Genomic DNA, 18,016 nt, shown 5'->3' with positions numbered 1-18,016 from the left:
CGTAACGCATTGCGCGGAGTCCAAATCATATCGTCGGAGCCTCGATCGTGTTGGCGGCGTGAGCTAATCTCGCAACTTCCGTTTCATGACGGGCAAGGTCAACGTCTTCACGTACTGCCGCAAGAATGTTGGCTATTCCTTTCGATAGCTTCGATGTATCGTATCCTGTAGATTCTTGGGAGGCGCGGACTACGGTTAGCGCACTGTCCAACCCTTCAATCCCATGTTTCGCCGCAACGCGTAGCCACAAGATGATGTCTTCGCCGAGGCGGACGCCCTCCGGAAATTGAAAGTTGTCCTTGAGATTGTTGAGCATCATGACGGTCGGCGTGGCAATTCCACACCCGCCGATTATCTGGGGGAATTTATTCCCCGCTCCTGAGTTGATGCGCACGAGACCGCGCTTGCGAGCCCAATGGCGGAAGTAGCTGGTGTGGCTGAATGCAGCGCAAGTGGCCTCCATAAAGCGCAGTTGCGATTCGATTTTATGAGGTAGAAATAGATCATCTGAATCGAGAAACGCTACGTACTTTCCCCTAGCCGCCATCCACCCCCTATTCCTCGCGGCAGCGGGGCCTGAATTCGCTTGGCGCAGAAGCCGAATGTGCGAAGCATGTCTTGCAACTATGGTTTCTAAGGAGCAGGCATCATCGGTCGAACCGTCGTCAACCACAATGATTTCTATGCGACGATGGGTTTGTTTCAAGGCGCTGCTGATGGCGCCTGCCAAAAGATGATACCGATTGTAAGTCGGTATTATGATTGAGACGAGAATATCTGAAAGGCCCTGGTTCGCCTGTTCCATCAGGCAATCCGCTGCGTCTGTGAGCCCGTTTGTCGCCAAAAAGTCTGCCATCTGAGCAAGGAAACGGAAATTGCTTCCCTCTAGTGCTTCTCGTTCGTCCACTCCGATGTCTTTGACAACACGCAGCCAAAATTGCGTTGCTTCGTGGATATGATTGATTTTCTTTGAACCCTGTTCGGCGTGCCATCGGCTGTCGATTAAGATCTCTGGCATATGGACGAACTCAATGCCGGCACGCTGCATGCGATGCCACAGGTCGTAGTCCTGGGTCGTCGGCAAGCTCTCGTCGAAAGTCCCGACTTTGGCGAACAACTTCCTTGGAACGAAGACAGAGCAGCCGTGAATCGAGCCTCGCAGAAGGGTATATTGCGGTTTGGCTGCTAGTGTCTCATGTGCAAGGCGAACGTCTGCAATTGTGTCGCTGTGTTCGTTGATCAAGCGATAGTCACTTATCAGAACGATGTCGCTGTGACCGCGCTTTTCCCACTCAGCCATTTGTCTTTCGATCTTGTTGGGCCAGTGTCGATCGTCGTGAGAAAGCCAGCAAAAAACATCGCCTTTCATAGCTGAGATACCAGCGTTGAGTGCCGAGGCAACGCCCCCATTGGGTTTCTCGATGTAGTGAATCCGGTCACCGTATGATCGAGCAATCTCTGCCGTGGCCCCCCCATCAGCCGAGCCATCGTTAACGACGATGACTTCTGTCGCTGGCCAAGACTGAGCGAGAGCAGAATCGATCGCGGCTCGCATGTAATTGGCCCCGTTGAACACGGGAACTATGATTGAGACTAAAACTGGCATTTCTTGCGCCCCACGCGTTGTAGCCCGACGTCTCCACGTCCAGAAACCGAGCGACGACGCTGGCCGCCGCGGACCAGCTTTCGCCCGAGTTCGGTGAAGTATTTGCGCATGAGGTCGCGCGTCAAATGCTGCATCACCACGATCGAGAATACCCGGTCGATGCCGACCGGAACGGCTTGCGCGAAGGTGCAAGGACCGTTGTAAGGTTGCTGACGCCGCGCTCGGACAACTAGGCGACGGCCCTTTTTCAGGATCGTTTCGCTGACATCTATACCGTAGACATGCTTCATGAGCGCGGCCAACCAGAGCGTCACTCGCCCGTAACCGCGGCCGATGCCTGCAAGACGCATGTCGCTGCGAAGCGGGAGAAACCATTGTGTCGCCTGCGCCGCTTCGTTAGAGGGGCGTTTCTCGAAATAATTCTCGTCCCGGAGCCTTTTCCAGATTTCGAGATTGCTTCGCATTGGCGCAGACATTCATATCCTCAAGCGTCTAGCAGGCGCAGTCAGCCAGCGGCCCATATGCTGCTAGAGTGCATTGCCGGTACCTGACAACGCTATTCTCCGCCTGAACCTTTGTGCCAGACGGTTCTGTTAACGTAGTCGACGTAGCTCAACACGATGCGAAGCACCTGCTTTGAGACCGGACCGGTTTCGTAGTCTGGCACTGCCTTGAACGTCCGGGAGCCTGTTTGATGATGATTGATGACGACCTGCACGGCCTCCAAGACGCGCCGGCTCTTCAGGCCACTCATGACGAGCGTCCCGACGTCCATGCCTTCGGGTCTCTCGTGCGCATTTCGGATTGTTATCGCCGGCAGGTTAAGCAGCGATGCTTCCTCGGTGATGGTGCCGCTGTCGGAGAGTACGCACAGGGCGCCCATCTGAAGACGAATGTAATCGATAAACCCGAAGGGCTTCGCGAACACAATCCGATCATCCATTTCGATCTGTCCGAGCGCATCGAGCCGCTTCCGCGTCCGGGGATGGGTGGAAACCAGAACGGGGTATCCATAGGTGGTCGCCAAATTCCGTAACGTGCCGAGGATGTCGCGCAAATGCTCGACGCTATCGACGTTTTCCTCCCGGTGGATGCTCACAAGGAAGAATGTTCGTTCTTCCAAACCTAGTCGCGTCAGAACATCGGACGCCTCGATCTTCGGCATGTAGAACTCAAGCACCTCCTGCATGTGGGAACCGGTCTTCATAATCGTCTCCGGCCGGATCCCCTCCGCGAGCAGGTAGCGGCGCGCGTGTTCTGTGAGCACGAGATTTACGTCGCTGAGATGATCCAATACCTTCCGATTCAACTCCTCCGGCACTCGCTGGTCGAAACATCTGTTGCCGGCTTCCATATGGAAGACGGGAATCTGTTTCCTTTTCGCGGCGATCACAGCGAGACAGGTATTGGTATCGCCGTATAGCAACAGGGCATCCGGTCTTTCCGTGTTCAGGACGTCGTCGGTCTTCGCGATGACATCCGCTATCGCCTTGGCAGGCGTTTCGTTGTTCACTCCCAGAAAGTGATCGGGTTTGCGGATTCCAAGTTCATCGAAGAAAATCTGATTCAGCTCGAAATCATAGTTCTGTCCCGAATGGACAAGAACATGATCAAGTTTCGCATCGAATTCCGCAATGACGCGGCTCATCTTGATGAGCTCCGGCCGCGTTCCGACCAATGTCATCACCTTCATCTGCGGCGCTGCCCCTTTTCACAATGCTGAAAGCGCGGGCCGAAGGGACGATCGTCCAAGTTCGGCGCGGACAAAATCCAGAGACAACAGGCGCTCCTTGAGGCCTTCAACTGTGAGGCGATAGGTGTTGTGAGACGTGTAGTCATCCACCGTCGAGAGCTCCACTTCACCCTCCACGAAGAACTTGTCGTAATTCAAGTCGCGGTTGTCCGCCGGGATCTGAAAGTACCGGTCCGAGTGACTGGCTCTTATTATTTCTTCGCGGCCAATCAGCGTCTCGAACAGCTTCTCTCCATGCCGAGTGCCGATGATGTTGACCGGATTGCTCGCCTCGAACAGCTCCTTCAGTGCGCTCGCCAGATCACCCATGGTGGCAGCCGGCGCCTTCTGCACAAAAATATCGCCTGGCCTGCTGTGCTGGTAAGCATGGACAACAAGCTCGACCGACTCTTCAAGCGACATCAGGAACCGGGTCATATTGGGATCTGTCACGGTGATCGGCAGGCCGTTCTTGATCTGCTGCATAAACAAGGGAATGACGGAGCCGCGGGAGCCCATCACATTGCCGTACCGGGTAATGCACATGATCGTGTCGCCAGCCACCCTCGATTTCGCTAGGACAACCTTCTCGGCCATAGCCTTTGACAGGCCCATGGCATTGATCGGGTATACAGCCTTGTCTGTGCTCAGGAAGACAACGCGCTCTACGCCCGTCTCTATTGCGGCCTGCAGCACGTTCTCCGTGCCAATCACATTGGTGCGCAAGGCCTCTATCGGATAGAACTCACAGGATGGCACCTGCTTCAGGGCTGCGGCATGGAAGATGTAGTCTGCCCCCTTCATCGCATCACGAACGTTTTCGAAGTCGCGAACGTCGCCCAAGATGAACTTTAGCTTCGGATTCCTAAGCTCCGTGCGCATATCCTCCTGCTTCTTCTCGTCGCGGCTGAAAATGCGAATCTCTGCAATCTCCGTGTGGAGAAACCGACGCAGAACGGCGTTTCCAAAGGATCCCGTGCCGCCAGTGATCATCAAAATCTTATTGTCAAACATTATTCATCTCTCAACGCAAATCAGTTTCGTACATTGTCTTGATCAGTTCCGGCCAGTCGGCCGCTCGATAGCCGGTCGCGCTGCGAAATTTCTCGGAGTTCAGAGAACGATCGATCTTCGTCTGATCGTCCCTGAGGATCTCAATTCGCTTTCCGTACTGGCGCGCGAGAAGATGTAGCAGATCAAACTTGCAGATCGGCCTCGCCGAGACGTGATAGAGTCCCGCGAGATCTTTTCTCGGCAGGACGACATCGCGAATAACTGCGGCGAGTTCCGTGGTCGGCAGCCCCGAAAAAACAGCCTTCGCGTAGCCCTTGACGGCGCCCTGCTGGGACAGAAACCATTCCACCAGGGAACGTGCGCTGTAGAGCTCTCGGCCGATGATCGACGTGCGCAACGTCACGGCATGGTCGTATTCGACGAGCTCGCCCAGAAGCTTCGATCGACCATAGAGATCCTTCGCGTCGGTGACGTCCTCTTCCGTGTAATTTCCTTTGGCTCCGGAGAAGACGCAATCTGTGCTGATGTGGACCAGCCGGGCACCAATCAAGGAGCAGATGCGGGCCAGCCGGTGCGGAAAGATCGCATTGATCGGGAGCGTGATCAGCGGGTCGGCCGCTGATGCAAGCTGCTTCACCAGGCCGATACAGTTGATAACGGCGGAAGGACGCTCCCGATCCAGAAGTGAGACAAGAGCATCCTCGTCAAGGACATCCAACTGCAGCAGACGCGCGGATGCTACGGATGAGAAGAAGCCGAGGGCAACTCTGTCCCTGATGGTTCCAACCACCTCGAAATCGGCGGATGCAAGAAAGGAGCGGAATACAGCTGCGCCTAACATTCCGCTGGCGCCCAGGATAAGGACTTTACTCTTAGGCATGGCAACTCATTTCCCTTTGCAAAATTCCCAGTAGCCGGCTCAGCACCTGATCGGCATCAAAGTGCTTTTCGTAATACGCCCGGCCGGCTCGCCCCATTTCCTGCCGTTTGATTGCAGGCATTTTCGTAAGAGCGATTATGTTTTGCGCGAGGCCAGCGCCATCTTCGGCTTGACCCGTGAGGCCGACCCCTGCCCGCTCGATCAGATCCGCGGCCGCGCCGTTAACGGCGCCGACGATTGGCCTGCCCGCTTTCATGTAAGCCTGTATTTTGCTTGGAATAGTTGCGTTGAGAGCTGGGTGATTGCCAAGAGTCACGAGGAGGCAGTCCGCGTGCCTGAACAATTCAGGCATCATACGACGATCCAGCATGCCGATCATTTGAACGTTCGTTAGCTTAGCAGCAGTGACTGCCTCTCTAAGCGTCTCGGCATGGCTGCCCGTTCCGGCGACCACGATCAGGATATCAGGGTGAAGCCGAAGAATGCGCGCTGCGTGGACAATCGTGGACAGGGACTGGGCTCTGCCAAGATTGCCTGCAAACACCACCGAAAACCGGCGCGGAAACAAGCCCGCGATAGCAAGGGGCAATGGAAGCGCTTCTTCGTCACTGGGGGGAGCAAAATTCGGGAGGACGAATATTTTCTTCTTTGGAATCATCTTGGCGATCGGCCCCACGAACTGGTTTGACTGGACCAGAACGGTGTCTGCGGCGCGATAAATGAATTTGACTAGAACATGAAGAGTGGCGACGACGAGGCGGCTATCTACAAAGCCGGTCGACGTCACGACCTGCGGCCACAAGTCCTGCACCCAGAGCGCAAGATGGCAACGTTTGAGCCAGCGCAGAAGAATAGCTGGAAGCGCCGCCGTTATCGGCATCGCGAGCACGAGGATAACGTCGAACTCGTGCCTTTTGAGCAGCCGCGGAAACCATAGCAGACCTGACCAAGCGAAGGACAGGTAGTTCAGGGCAAGGTTGAGCGCTGTAGCCTGGTGTCGCGGCCGGCTCGGGATTCTGAAGACTTGCGTGCCGGCGAACGTTTCGTATTGAACCTTATCCCGCGTATAACCAGGTGCGAGTTCGCCGGTCGGATAGTTCGGCTTGCCGGTCGCGACCGTCACTGAATGTCCGGCCTTGGTCAGCCATCGAACCAGGTCGTTGACAACAAATGACTCCGGCCAAAAATATTGAGTCACAATCAAAATACGCATTAGACCAAGCTCACCCATTCAGGCTTGGACGCTGCTTGATCGCAGAGCCATTCGTAAGTTTTAAGATATCGTCCGGCAATGTCAGGCCATGAAAACTGCAACGCGTAGCGCCGCGCCGCATCGGCTATCGCTTTCAGCTGAAATGGAGACAGCGACAATGCTTCTCGCAACGCTTGTCGCAACTGACCGATGTCATTTTTGACAATCCAACCCAGGTTCTTTCCCGCAAGGTGCGCCCAAGGCGTTGCGCTGGTGGTGATGACAGGGAGGCCGGCTGATAGTGCCTCGGCAACCGTGATCCCGAAGCTCTCAGTGTAAGACGGCAGCACATAGATGGAGGCGGTATGAAGCTTCTCCCATTTGTCCCGGTCGTATAGTGGACCGAGAAGTTTCACGTCGCCACGGAGACCGAGTTGTCGGATTCGCACCTCCAGGTAGGCGCGATAGCTCGGGTCGCCAAAACCATGGACATGCAGTTCATAGCCGCGGCGGTCCTCGAGGCCGCGCCACGCTTCCAGCAGGTCGGGAATTCCTTTTGTGGGACAGAGGCGAGCAAGAAAAAGAACGATCTTTTTCCTCTCCGCGTTTGCGTCCTCCGACGATATGACAGACATTTTAGGGCCATCGACCCCATTGGGAATGATGGCAATGGGAGGGGTCAGCCCGGATCTCCGAAGCTGGTCATGCTCCCGTTCCGAATTTGCAATCAGCAAATGGGCACGCTGAACTATTCTACGCTGGTAGAGAGTCCAGGCTATGAGCTTTTTTATTCGCTTGCGATCCAATGCGCGAGGCGACAGCGCACCATGTGGACTGATAACCAGCAAGGCACGACTACGCCTTGCTTGTAGCTGCGCAAGGCACTCAAAAGGGGTCCACAGTCCGTGAATATGGATCACGCCGCAAAGCAATTTCTTTGGGAGCACGCCAATGGAGCCAACGGTTCGGCCCGCCACGTAGACATGTTCGACATCTTGTTCCGGCGCCAGTCCGCAGACCAAGCGAGCGTCAACTCGCTGCGCCAACAAGGCACGATGCAAAGACAACGCAACAGCAGCCATGCCGCCGCCACTTTGGCTTGCATCCCGGACTACACCTGTAATGGCGCCCACCCCCGCCATTCGCATTCCACTACCTTACGCGATATTTCACTTCAGCATCTGCCCTCACGAGAGCCCCTCCCGTGAACGATCTCAAATAGATAAATCGACGACCTATACGACGTACGTCCTCCAACAAATCGACCACCGCTCTCACCGTTGAGCACGAGGAAAGCATTGAACGCGCCTCCCCGACCCAGCAACCAATACTGGAACTATGGGTGCGACTCCGACAAACACCGTACGGAACGTACCAATAACCGCGCCGCGCACGTGAGTGTGCTACCCCGACAACAGATCGGTACGCTTCGAACGAACGCCATCCTCCCGCTCCGGCCTTGCGGCTTGACGGGCCCGCCAAAATACCCTTGCACTTGCGTTTGCGTGGCGCGTTTCTAGGGGTGAAGATGCAGCAATTCTGCATTCGGTTGCAAAAGCCGCGGGAAAGCGGCGATACGTCAATCGGCTGCTAGTCAGCATCGCTGCCAGCTTCGAGAACCACGCCAGCTTGTTCGACGATTCCCTCCGCCAGCGCCTTGGCGCTGGCGGGATTTTTCCATGTCGCGGGGAATCGCAAATCAGTTGCGGCGCGGCGTTTTGCGCAAGCAATTCGTCTCGCCCGAGAGCCGTTTAGTCACGTCGATTCCCAGCAAGTCTCGTACCAATCGTGCCGATGTGTGGCCTGCTTCGAACAATGTCGGCAGAGGTTGACAAGCGCTCCGCATTAGGAGAAGCGCACGAGCTCTTTCGGCGCCTCTGAAATGCCAAGACGAATTTCGCCGGTAGCAGTCACTTGAAAGATTGCATTTCGATCAATCGCGGGAATTGGATATGGGTGGGACATGACGAGCGAGCAAATCGCTGAAGTTGAGTGGGACGGCAACGCGTTGGTCGGTTGGGTTACGATCAATGGGACTCCCATCAAGGTTGCGGTGGATAGAGACGCCGTTCATCGTCACGCGCCGGGCTTCAACGACGCCCTTACCTGGGAAATCAAACGTCACGGCGCCGAAATCCTCGAGAAGATGATGCCATTTCTTCGTGCGACCTACGGATGAGGCTGGCTATACGCGCGTTGATGTCGAATGAGATCGATTCGACGCGATTGAAGATCGCGAGGATGTGTTTCGGCTCCGAGCGTTGACCCCAATCAGCGCCTGATACCGACCCCACGCTGCGACAGAATTGAAAAACCGTTTCAGATGCTTGCGTGGTTCGCGAAGGGGTTAAACCTTGGGCGCCGATTGGGGGATCAAATGGCGCACAGTTTGGCGGCAAGCCCGCAACAGCCAGCGGACATTGCACGAGGTCCGAAACCGTCAACAATACCAGAAATGAACGGGCTTATTCGATGACATCGTCAGCGCGGGCGAGGAGTGTGGGTGATATGCTGAGGCCAAGCGCTTTGGCGGTTTTTAGGTTGATGACAAGATCGAACTTTGTTGGTTGCTCGACGGGGATGTCGGCAGCCTTTGTTCCGCGAAGAATCTTGTCCACGAGATCAGCTGTGCGACGCCAAAGATCAGGGTAGCTCGCTCCGTAGGACATCAAGCCGTCCGCTTCGGCATGTTCGCGAGTTGCATGCATTGTTCCAAATCCCTCCTTCAACGCCAGCGCGTTGATCCTTTTCCGCTCGGTGTTGATGAGCGGATCGATCACTACGTAAAGCGCTTGCGCTCTTCCGCTGATTGAATGCAGCGCAGGCTCGATGTGCTCGGGTTGTCGTATCTCAAGGCTCCTCGAACTGATGCCGAGCGTGCGCGCGGCTGCTTCGGCTTCGTGCATGTCGAGCACAGCTCCGGCACTGCCGATATTCGCGAGGATCGCCACCTCTCGAAGGGTCGGCATCACCTCGCGCAGGAGAGCCATTCGTTTGGGAGCCAGATCGCGTTGTTGAAGCGAGAGGCCAGTGACATTGCAACCAGGTCGGGAAAGGCTGGCCACGAGACCTGTCCCGACCGGGTCTCCCGCGGCCGCAAACACGATCGGAATGACGGAAGTCGCTTGTTTAGCCGCAAGGACCGGGGCGGTACCCGATGTGACTATCAGGTCGACATTTAGGCGCACGAACTCGGCTGCAATCTCGCTGTAGGCCGGCGCGTAACCGCGGGCCCAGCGATATTCAATGGTTATGTCCCGCCCCTCTAACCAACCGAGAGCGCGCAGCCGCTCCGCGAATATTGCCAACCACTGCCCCTGCGACTCAGGTGTGGCCGAGCCGAGAACGCCGATTTTCCGGGGTAACGCCGAGTGTTGGGCATGAACTGCAACTGGCCAAGTCAACGTCGAGCACAGAACCGCTTTGATGACATCCCGCCGCCGCATCAACCACCTTGCAGATACGTTCCTGAATCATCAGTAGAGCACATCATCGTCTCCCAATTACGACAGTCGAATGGCAAACAATCTAGCTATTCGATAACTTCGTCAGCGCTGACGAGGAGCGACCACGGAATCGAGAGATTCAATGCATTCGCCTTCTTGAGATTGATTACCAGCTCCCGCCTGGTCGGCAACTGAACAGGAAGATCGGCGGGTGTCGCGCCTCTTAGAACGCGGTCGACGTAGTCAGCCGCTTGCCGGTTTTGTCCGACCAGATCGTTTCAATAAGAGATCAGTCCGCCCGAAGCCGCGAAAAAGCGAAACAGATAGATTGCCGGCACGCGATACCTGTCAGGCTAATGTTGCTCGTGGCTCAAAACCTGCAATACTCTGATTGAGCAGAAAATTTCCGCTTAGACCACAAAAGCCGACGGTCGCGTCTTTCGGAGTACACGCCCTAAACGTTGATGCAGGTGTTTCGCTCGCGGATCGACGTTTGCGAGTTTTTTCGTCGCTCAGCTCCCATAGAACGCTAAAAATCCGCATTCACGCCCCCCTATACTATCTCGTCAATACTTGAGCCGAGAGGGTTCTGCATCAGGGCGCGGGACAGCAACCCAACCATCTTTGCGGAGATGATGCACATCAATTCCAAGCCGGTCTTGATCTCCCCGGAATTGGTATTGGCATCTACGTCGAGGTTCGCCTACTCATGTGCATTCCGCTCACAACTAAGGAGGATAAAAAGCGTGCTAGCCACCGTGCTTTCAGATCCTCGAGAAATCCTTGCAGAGGACGTGAAGGAAGCCCTTCTGAGATACTACTCTGGGCGGCGCAAGGTCGCGATTTCTATCAGCAAGCCAACCAGCGACTGCCCACTGCTATCTCTCTTGCTGGAGGATGGGCAGAGGCTTCAGCTCAGCGTGACGGCGGCACGGTCATGACAGTCCATAAGAAGTGACTTGCGGTTACGCGGCGCATAGAGGCGACAGTGCGGGTTTTACGCGAGATTCGAACAGGGGAGCGATCGTTACGGAAACGTCGGTCCTTGTTGAGGGCTCTGTTCCGGCAGCATCGCAATAGAGTGCAAGTGGCATAATCTTTTTGTACGAACTGCTCCAACATGAAGCTGAGATGAGATGGTTTGTCCGTTGCGTACTGTGTTTTTCGGGGCGCAGCCCATGGGACCAGTATAGATTGCTGGGTCATGACAGACAGCGATAGCAGCGACCCCGAAACATCGGAGATGGCAGATGAACAGCGCGAATTGAGGCGCTGCAAGCAAGAGATTGCGCGTCTCAAACAGCTGATCGTGCAGCTTTCTGAAATTGTCTTGCGCAACGTCGTAAAGAGCGACGAGGGGCGACAATCGGAACGCCCATGAGTCTCTGAGCGACGCCGAAATAGCGCGCTGTTCTCAGCAGCGTGGCTTCCCGCCCTGGGGGGGGGCACGGGGAGCGGCCCCGCCCTTCTGCACCAAGGGCGGGGCTCCTAATTTTTAGTTGGAAGCGCGGGATAGGTTAGGAGACACCTTGATGACGGGCTGGACTGATCAAGCACGCCTTGTTGTAACCGATGGCAGCGATTGCTTCTGAGCTGCTGTGACGCGCAAATGTTCAGCCGTGACGGTGAATTCTGGTCTCAACTTGCGGCCTATCTCTACGCTGTGATTGTTGCGTTGTTTGTGTTGTACGGCATTGTTCGACTTCTAACAGGGGACAATCTTGAATTATCTCTTAAACTCGGATGAGCGAGCATCGGGTATCTTTTTGGGATGGATTGCATGCGGCCGAACCGAATGATTGGCGGCAGCGGTCAAACGCCAATGGCACCATCCGAAAAAATCGCGCTCTTTATCGACGGCGCCAACCTCTACGCGACCAGCAAGGCGCTTGGATTCGACATCGACTACAAGCGCCTGCTCGAGGAGTTTCAGAGCCGCGGCACGATGCTGCGGGCGTTCTATTACACGACGATTATCGAGGATCAGGAATGTTCGTCGGTCCGGCCACTCATCGATTGGCTCGACTATAACGGCTACACGGTTGTCACCAAGCTAACCAAGGAATTCATCGACGCCAGCGGCCGACGCAAGGTCAAGGGCAACATGGACATCGAGCTTGCGGTGGATGCCATGGAACTGGCAGAGCATGTCGACCAGATGGTCCTGTTCTCTGGCGACGGTGATTTCCGCTCCCTGGTCAAGGCCGTGCAGCGGCGCGGTGTGCGGGTGACTGTCGTATCCACTATCGCGAGCCAGACGCCGATGATTGCCGACGAACTTCGGCGGCAGGCGGACGAATTTATCGACCTGGCACAATTGAAGCTGAAGCTGGGGCGCGATCCGTCCGAACGGTTAGGCCCCACGTCAAGACGTGCGCCGAGGATCGAAAATCGGAATGCTAGAGAGTCTTTGAGCGACCCGCCGACTAACAGTCCGGCGGAAAACAACGTTGCATAGTTGCCCGCTGTTCCAAGCGTTTTTGGATTCGAAGTGGAGTCATTTGCGCAAATGAAAGAGTGCAGTCCCCATCCAATCCAATTGGGGCGAAGATCCAGGAGCCGTAAGAGTGATAACGAGCAGCCCCACCCGGCGTTGCCTGGTGAGAGTGAGAACGAGCCACCATCTTACCCGGAATTGGCGGCGTACCTCGCCGTGGGCGCGCACTCGGGAGGGGTCATGGGCTTCTTGTTTGCCGGACGAGTGGCGCTTGCTTTTGCCGTCTTCGTTGCCGCTACATCGGGTATCTTTTTTGGATGGATCGCACGCGGCATAGCGAATAAGTAGCGGGCGCGTAGATGGATAGCGCGCCGCATGTCGAGACGGCGCTGGGGCCGCATCGTAGACGCCAACCATAAACTCGGCCTTAACGTAACGCCGGCTTAGCTCGGGCCCCGTTGGATTATGCAAATCGAGGTAAGACCATGCACTTTCGGCTGGCGGCTTTTGCGGTCGCGTTTTTCGCACTTGGCACTGCGGATGCTTCTGCTTTTTCGATGAGTTTCCGCTGGTGTGGCGCAGGCCCTTCCCCTGTCATCGCTCTTTCGGGCGTCCCAAAGGGAACGACGTCGCTTCAATTCCATATGGATGATCTCGACTACTCGACTGGCAATCATGGTGGTGGCGTGGTGGCCTACACTGGCCAAAACAGCGTGCCCTGCGGTGCGCTGCAGACGTACAACCCACCGGCCCCGCCCAAAGGCAGCCATCGCTATCAGATGAGCGTCACGGCCCTCGGTTCTGGGAATGCAAATCTCGGAACCGCTACGTTCACTAGGAAGTTCCCCGAGTAATTCGAGCCCTGGCCGACCATCAGTTGGATCGGCCGGACCTGATGACCGCGCCTAACGCGGTCGTCGAGCCGGGCATCCCAAGGCGATGCCGGTCATCTTGACTAATGACGAAGAGTTTGATGTTTGGATGCGCGCGCCGTGGGATGAGGCGAAGACGCTGCAGCGGCCGCTTCCAGCCGATCGTGGCGACGTAGGCGGCGAATAGCCGCCTATCCACACCCACGAGCCGCAGTAGCCCGCCGGCGTCCCACCACGCAACCGATTGATGATTTGCCGCCTTCATCCGTTGCCGCTTTGATGGCGGTATGTCCAGTCTTACCCGCCGCCGTGATCGTAGCGAACCCCATCGCGAAGCGTGGCTGATCTATTTCGGCGATGTCAGGATCGGGTTGGTCAGCCGGCGTGCGGAGTTCCCAATTCGGCGCCGCAATGGGGCTGGTCTTGCGGCTTTTACCCCGGCATTGACCCAGGCAAGCATCGAACTGGGGTCGCCGAAACTTTCGACGGCGCACGCGCCGGCTTCCAAGCCGCTTGGGAGGAGTTGGCAGCCACGCTCAGAGAAGCGGACTACGCGGCTTGGCGCCGCCAACGCGACTGGACCAACTGGAGGGACCGAATGCACAAAGGCTGGTTCTTGGAGCCAGCCTTTGTTGCGTCGGACCTCAGTATCTCGCCGCAACCGGCGCGCCGTAACCACCGAAGCGATAGTTCAGGCGGACGAGGCCCATATCGACGTCCTGGCCGATCCGGTCGCTTCCCGCTGCAATGCCGGCGGGCGTCGTGAAGCCAATGGTGCGGTGGCCGAGGAAGAGGTGGTCGTACTCGACGCCTACCGACCAGTTCGGTGTAAAGCCGAATTCGAGGCCGGCGCCGACCGCTCCGCCCCAACGGGTTTCGCGAGCCGAGGCCACCAGCGCGCCGCTCGGTATGTCGAAGACGTCATACTTGTCGCCGACAACTGCACCGCCGCCCTTCACGTAGAACAGCACGTTGTTCCAGGCATAGCCGATCTGGCCGGTGATCAGGCCGAAAGAGTCGATGCGCGAACGGTTGCGGTCCGCCGGGAAAACGGCGCTTGTGTTGTCGCCCCGGAAGTCAGCCCAGTTGCCCTGGCCCTCGGCACCAAACACCCACTGGCCAGACTGCCAGCGATAGCCGATCTGACCACCGACCGTGCCGCCGGTCGCATTGTGGCAGCCTTCACCGACGAGACTGCCGGGAACGCCGGTCACAGCGCCGGTGGCATCCACGAAGTCCCAGCATTTATGAGCCGAGCCGCCGCCGCCGTTGATGCCGATGTAGAAGCCGCTCCAGTCGTAGACCGCGGCGATCGCGGGGGGCGGAGCCTTCACGTACGGATGTGCAGCGAGATCCGCCGCACTCACCGGAGCCGACAGGCTCAGCGCAACTGCACCAATGGCCCCAATGGCCCCAACCAAAATCTTCTTCATAACTAGTTTTCTCCTAGACCGCTTCTTCAGTCCTGAAGCGTTGAAAAAAGGCGAGAACGTCAAGCGAATATTCCAAGGTTTTTTCTACCTTGGGTTCTAAGATTCGGCTGTAGCACCAAGGCCACAGACTCCGTCAAAGCGCGGAAGCTAAATTGCTGATATGTAAGTAAACCTTACCTTTTGCCGTACGAACTCTGCATGGCCACCGCCGGGAAGCACGTCCCGTCAGGGCCGGATTGGATCCATGAAGTGAAACACGACGGCTACCGGATGTTGGTCATCCGGGAGCGCGATCGCGTGCGCCTCCTGTCACGCAACGGCAGCGACTGGACCCAGCGCTATCCCTGGATCGCTGAGGCTGCGCTGAAGAACCGACAGAAGCATTTCGTCATTGACGGAGAGGCCGTGGTGCTCGGCGTCGACGGCATCTCCGATTTCAATGCGCTACACTCCCGCAAGTATGATCACGAGGTGCAGCTCTACGCCTTCGATATTCTCACGATGGGCGGCGACGATCTGCGATCGCTGCCGCTGCACATGCGTAAGTCCAATCTCGCGCGCCTTCTGCAGGGCCGGCCCGACGGCATCACCGTTGCGCCCTTTGAGCGGGGCGAGATCGGGCCCGACCTATTCCGCGCGGCCTGCCGCATGGGACTTGAAGGACTTGTATCCAAACACCGCGATCGGCCGTATCGGGGCGGCCGACAGAAGTTCTGGATCAAGGTCAAGAACCGCAGCCATCCGGCAATGGATCGCGAGATGTAGGATGGTTGTCTCTCTCGACCTCACGGCGCAACCGAGGTTCCAGAATTAACCCGCAGCGGCGACATCAAGCTTGATGCGAGGGTTTGATTGCAGCGTCGCCCCAGAGCGCTAGCTTCCGCACACCGGACACTGCCCCGTCCGGCGCAGCCGTCACGCCGACATACTGGCTTCGTTCTATCGGTGCGAGCAAGGCTATGTGCAAGCTGCTGTCAGCCGTTTTCAATGCCTGATTTGAGGGGGCCGCCTCTGCCTATTCTGGCGCGAGCGTCGCAAGCGCGGCTTCGATCACCGTGATTTCCTGGTTGACCTGAGCGATAGTATGTCCTGGATCGATGCCGGTAACGCTCACGAGCTGCCTTAGCAACTGCCGCCTATGTGCCAGAAGTCCTTCAAGCGCGTCACGATCTCTTAGCCTGATATAGCCGTCGACAATCAACTCAAGCGAGTGCGACATATATCCTCTCAAACCAAAAAACTGCTGCTTAACCCGTCTTCGCGGATTCGCCGGTTTTTGAAGGGCCTGCATCAAGTAGATCAAAGGCTTAGCTTAAAAGGTCTTCACTACGGCGGCTGGATTGGTTGACGGCGGCAGCGGTGATCCTGGGCGGCGGTTGCGGTGGCAGGCGGAGCTTGAGCTGGTCGACCAAGAGCTGGAGTTCGGGTTCGGGATGGGTGTAGCGGGTGAGCAGGATCTCGCGCCCATCGGTCGTCGGCAGATGAACGTCGATCATCTGGACGGCAGCGAACTTTTCGAGCGTACGACGTGCGGTCAGTCCAGGCGCCAGGGCATGAAGGCGACGGGCCAGTGTGACCTGCATGCAATAAGCCAGGAACGCGATGAAGATGTGGGCCTCGATCCGCGCCTCGTCTTGATGGAAGACCGGGCGGATCGCCAGATCGCCCTTGAGATTGCGGAAGGCTTCTTCGACGGCGACGAGCTGAACGTAGTATTGCCAGAGCTGGGCTGGATCGTTGTCGGCGAGGTTGGTGCGCAACAGATAGCGGCCTTCGCGCCGGCGCGTGATCCGTAGTTTCCTGCGATTGAGCGCGAAGATAAAGCTCGGACGTTGCTTGTCGACCTCGACGTCGATCAGACGCCAGGCCGCCGGCGCATGTGAGCGCGCGCCGCCGAGCTTCATCAAGAGCTCTTCGCGCGTAAGCTCCATGGCGGCGATCTGGCGCAGCCGCTTCCAGAGCCACTTCAATTGCCGGCGGCGCATGGCCCGTTCCTTCGCGATCGTGGCTTTGCGCGAAGACATAGAGCTCGTCATCGTCAGCCAGAAGCTTGACCTTCACCCCCTCGCGCGCATCCTGCCAGGGCTTGTCCACGAGGTGCTTCTCCAGGCGGTTCAGGCGGCCCTTCGGCGTTCCCACCAGATATTGCACCGGCGGATCGCTGTTGCGCATCGCGGCCAGCACGGCCTCGGTCGGCACGCCGCGATCCATCACCCAGACCCGGCGCGCCTTGCCGTATTGCTGCTCGATCTTGCCGAGGAACATCCGCAGCGTCTTGCTGTCGGCGGTGTTGCCGGGCAGCACCTCGTAAGCCAGCGGCAGGCCGTCGGGCGTCACCACCAGCGCGATCACGACTTGCGGACAATCCGGCCGCTTGTCGCGGCTGTAGCCGTGGCGGCGCTTGGCTCCCTCCGGAAGGTCCGAAGCATTGACCTCGAAGTAGGTGCTGGTCAGATCGTACAGCAGCACGTCGAAGTCGGCGTTGAACAGGTCGCGCCAGCGCCCTACCAGATGCGAGAACAGCGCGTCCTTGTGCGCAAGCAGCAGGTCGTGACAGGCATAGAGCTTGTGCTCTTCGGCCAGACCGAAGTCCGCGCCCAGAAGATCGGCCATTGCACTGCTGCCGAACCATTGGCGATGCAGCCGCCATTCGCTGCCTGGCGCAATCAACCGATAGGTCGCGAGCACCTGCAGGATCTGATCCCACCTGGTCTTCTTGCGGCTCGGCGGCAGCCGCGCGGCCCAGAACCGATCGAGCTGAAGCTCCTGCCACAACTGCCCGGCCAGCCAGCAGGCGCCCCATTGCCGCGGACGGCGAAGCTGCATCTCGGACAGGCGAAGCTGGACGATCGATGCATCACCCGCGACCGCCTCGCATCGATCCTCCGGGAACAGCGCCAACGTCCGCGCATGTCCGGCGTCCTCGTCGAACACCTCGATCGCCTTGCGCCATGCCGCCGCCTGTGAGGAGTTGATCTCGCCGAGATACAGCACATGCCGCTGCGCCACGCGGCCATCATCGAGACGCTTGTTCTCAACAATGTTCCAGTAGCAGTGCGTCTTGCCGTTCTTCCTTCGCTCGGTGCGGCGCAGAAACATGATGCGGCGATTCTACGTGCACCATCACGCCCTTGGGAATCGGGTAGGTCTTCACTACAGCCGTTTTCGGCCAAGACCGACGACGCCACCTCTTGCAGATCAACGACTTAGCCAACCGAAAAATCGTAAAATCACGATTTTCGCGGGCGAATCCGCGAAGTCGGGTTAACGGGAGATGGATTTTACCAGATCACGGCGCCAGCGCGCAGCGGCGCCAACTTGGAAACCTTGATCGGTAAGGCTAACGAGCGAACCTTGTTGTCGCCGACGAATGGCAGCGCTCATCCTGACGGCAGCCGCGGAGG

Annotated in this window: 15 protein-coding genes and 1 pseudogene; 5 read left to right on the top strand and 11 right to left on the bottom strand. The window is 57.5% G+C overall.

Annotation, left to right across the window (positions count from 1 at the left end):
* Nucleotides 1-25: 25 nt before the first annotated feature.
* The 7 genes from QA640_RS22975 to QA640_RS22945 all read right to left on the bottom strand — a co-directional run bounded on the left by QA640_RS22975 (nucleotide 26) and on the right by QA640_RS22945 (nucleotide 7,566).
* Nucleotides 26-1,555, bottom strand: coding sequence for a glycosyltransferase (locus QA640_RS22975; RefSeq protein WP_283035238.1), 1,530 nt, complete (start codon nucleotides 1,553-1,555; stop codon nucleotides 26-28).
* Nucleotides 1,556-1,593: 38 nt separating this feature from the next.
* On the bottom strand, nucleotides 1,594-2,082 hold the full coding sequence (locus tag QA640_RS22970) for a class I SAM-dependent methyltransferase (protein ID WP_283035237.1): 489 nt from the start codon (nucleotides 2,080-2,082) through the stop codon (nucleotides 1,594-1,596).
* A gap of 80 nt (nucleotides 2,083-2,162) precedes the next feature.
* Nucleotides 2,163-3,299: a UDP-N-acetylglucosamine 2-epimerase (non-hydrolyzing) gene (gene wecB / locus QA640_RS22965; RefSeq protein WP_283035236.1), complete on the bottom strand. Its 1,137-nt coding sequence runs from the start codon at nucleotides 3,297-3,299 to the stop codon at nucleotides 2,163-2,165.
* An 18-nt stretch (nucleotides 3,300-3,317) separates the two neighbouring features.
* A complete protein-coding gene (locus QA640_RS22960; protein ID WP_283035235.1) occupies nucleotides 3,318-4,352 on the bottom strand; it encodes a polysaccharide biosynthesis protein in 1,035 nt (344 codons plus the stop codon).
* A 10-nt stretch (nucleotides 4,353-4,362) separates the two neighbouring features.
* Nucleotides 4,363-5,232 carry an SDR family oxidoreductase gene (locus QA640_RS22955; protein ID WP_283035234.1) on the bottom strand — a complete coding sequence of 290 codons (870 nt, stop codon included), beginning with the start codon at nucleotides 5,230-5,232 and terminating at the stop codon, nucleotides 4,363-4,365.
* Nucleotides 5,225-6,445: a glycosyltransferase family 4 protein gene (locus QA640_RS22950; protein WP_283035233.1), complete on the bottom strand. Its 1,221-nt coding sequence runs from the start codon at nucleotides 6,443-6,445 to the stop codon at nucleotides 5,225-5,227. The genes QA640_RS22955 and QA640_RS22950 overlap by 8 nt, the downstream gene beginning before the upstream one ends.
* Nucleotides 6,445-7,566: a glycosyltransferase gene (locus tag QA640_RS22945; protein ID WP_283035232.1), complete on the bottom strand. Its 1,122-nt coding sequence runs from the start codon at nucleotides 7,564-7,566 to the stop codon at nucleotides 6,445-6,447. Before QA640_RS22945 ends, QA640_RS22950 begins: the two co-directional genes overlap by 1 nt.
* Before the next feature lie 821 nt (nucleotides 7,567-8,387).
* Here QA640_RS22945 and QA640_RS22940 point away from each other — a divergent pair.
* Entirely contained in the window at nucleotides 8,388-8,603 is a 216-nt protein-coding gene (locus QA640_RS22940; RefSeq protein WP_283035231.1) for a hypothetical protein, read from the top strand.
* Between the two features lie 286 nt (nucleotides 8,604-8,889).
* On the opposite strand, the gene QA640_RS22935 is transcribed toward QA640_RS22940, so the two are convergent.
* Entirely contained in the window at nucleotides 8,890-9,732 is an 843-nt protein-coding gene (locus tag QA640_RS22935; RefSeq protein ID WP_283035230.1) for an ABC transporter substrate-binding protein, read from the bottom strand.
* A gap of 1,342 nt (nucleotides 9,733-11,074) precedes the next feature.
* Here QA640_RS22935 and QA640_RS22930 point away from each other — a divergent pair.
* The 3 genes from QA640_RS22930 to QA640_RS22920 all read left to right on the top strand — a co-directional run bounded on the left by QA640_RS22930 (nucleotide 11,075) and on the right by QA640_RS22920 (nucleotide 13,161).
* Nucleotides 11,075-11,251 carry a hypothetical protein gene (locus QA640_RS22930; protein WP_283035229.1) on the top strand — a complete coding sequence of 59 codons (177 nt, stop codon included), beginning with the start codon at nucleotides 11,075-11,077 and terminating at the stop codon, nucleotides 11,249-11,251.
* 441 nt (nucleotides 11,252-11,692) lie between these two features.
* A complete protein-coding gene (locus tag QA640_RS22925) occupies nucleotides 11,693-12,328 on the top strand; it encodes an NYN domain-containing protein (RefSeq protein WP_283042861.1) in 636 nt (211 codons plus the stop codon).
* 464 nt (nucleotides 12,329-12,792) lie between these two features.
* The gene (locus QA640_RS22920; RefSeq protein ID WP_283035228.1) at nucleotides 12,793-13,161 is read left to right on the top strand and encodes a phospholipid-binding protein; all 369 of its coding nucleotides are present in this window, start codon (nucleotides 12,793-12,795) and stop codon (nucleotides 13,159-13,161) included.
* A gap of 662 nt (nucleotides 13,162-13,823) precedes the next feature.
* Here QA640_RS22920 and QA640_RS22915 read toward each other — a convergent pair.
* Nucleotides 13,824-14,612 (bottom strand): outer membrane beta-barrel protein, encoded by a 789-nt coding sequence (locus QA640_RS22915; RefSeq protein WP_283035227.1) that lies wholly within the window; start codon nucleotides 14,610-14,612, stop codon nucleotides 13,824-13,826.
* Nucleotides 14,613-14,810: 198 nt separating this feature from the next.
* Between QA640_RS22915 and QA640_RS22910 the strand changes: the two genes are divergently transcribed.
* Nucleotides 14,811-15,377: an RNA ligase family protein gene (locus QA640_RS22910; RefSeq protein WP_283035226.1), complete on the top strand. Its 567-nt coding sequence runs from the start codon at nucleotides 14,811-14,813 to the stop codon at nucleotides 15,375-15,377.
* Between the two features lie 250 nt (nucleotides 15,378-15,627).
* Here QA640_RS22910 and QA640_RS22905 read toward each other — a convergent pair whose 3' ends face one another.
* Nucleotides 15,628-15,903, bottom strand: a complete 276-nt coding sequence (locus tag QA640_RS22905) for a hypothetical protein (RefSeq protein ID WP_283035225.1) — start codon at nucleotides 15,901-15,903, stop codon at nucleotides 15,628-15,630.
* A 16-nt stretch (nucleotides 15,904-15,919) separates the two neighbouring features.
* A pseudogene (locus QA640_RS22900) lies at nucleotides 15,920-17,711 on the bottom strand (IS1634 family transposase).
* Nucleotides 17,712-18,016 lie beyond the last annotated feature (305 nt).

The sequence above is a fragment of the Bradyrhizobium sp. CB82 genome (assembly GCF_029714405.1).
In the GTDB taxonomy this organism is placed as follows: domain Bacteria; phylum Pseudomonadota; class Alphaproteobacteria; order Rhizobiales; family Xanthobacteraceae; genus Bradyrhizobium.
Note: the sequence above shows the minus strand (reverse complement) of the source record. Positions and strands in the feature narration are given on the sequence as shown.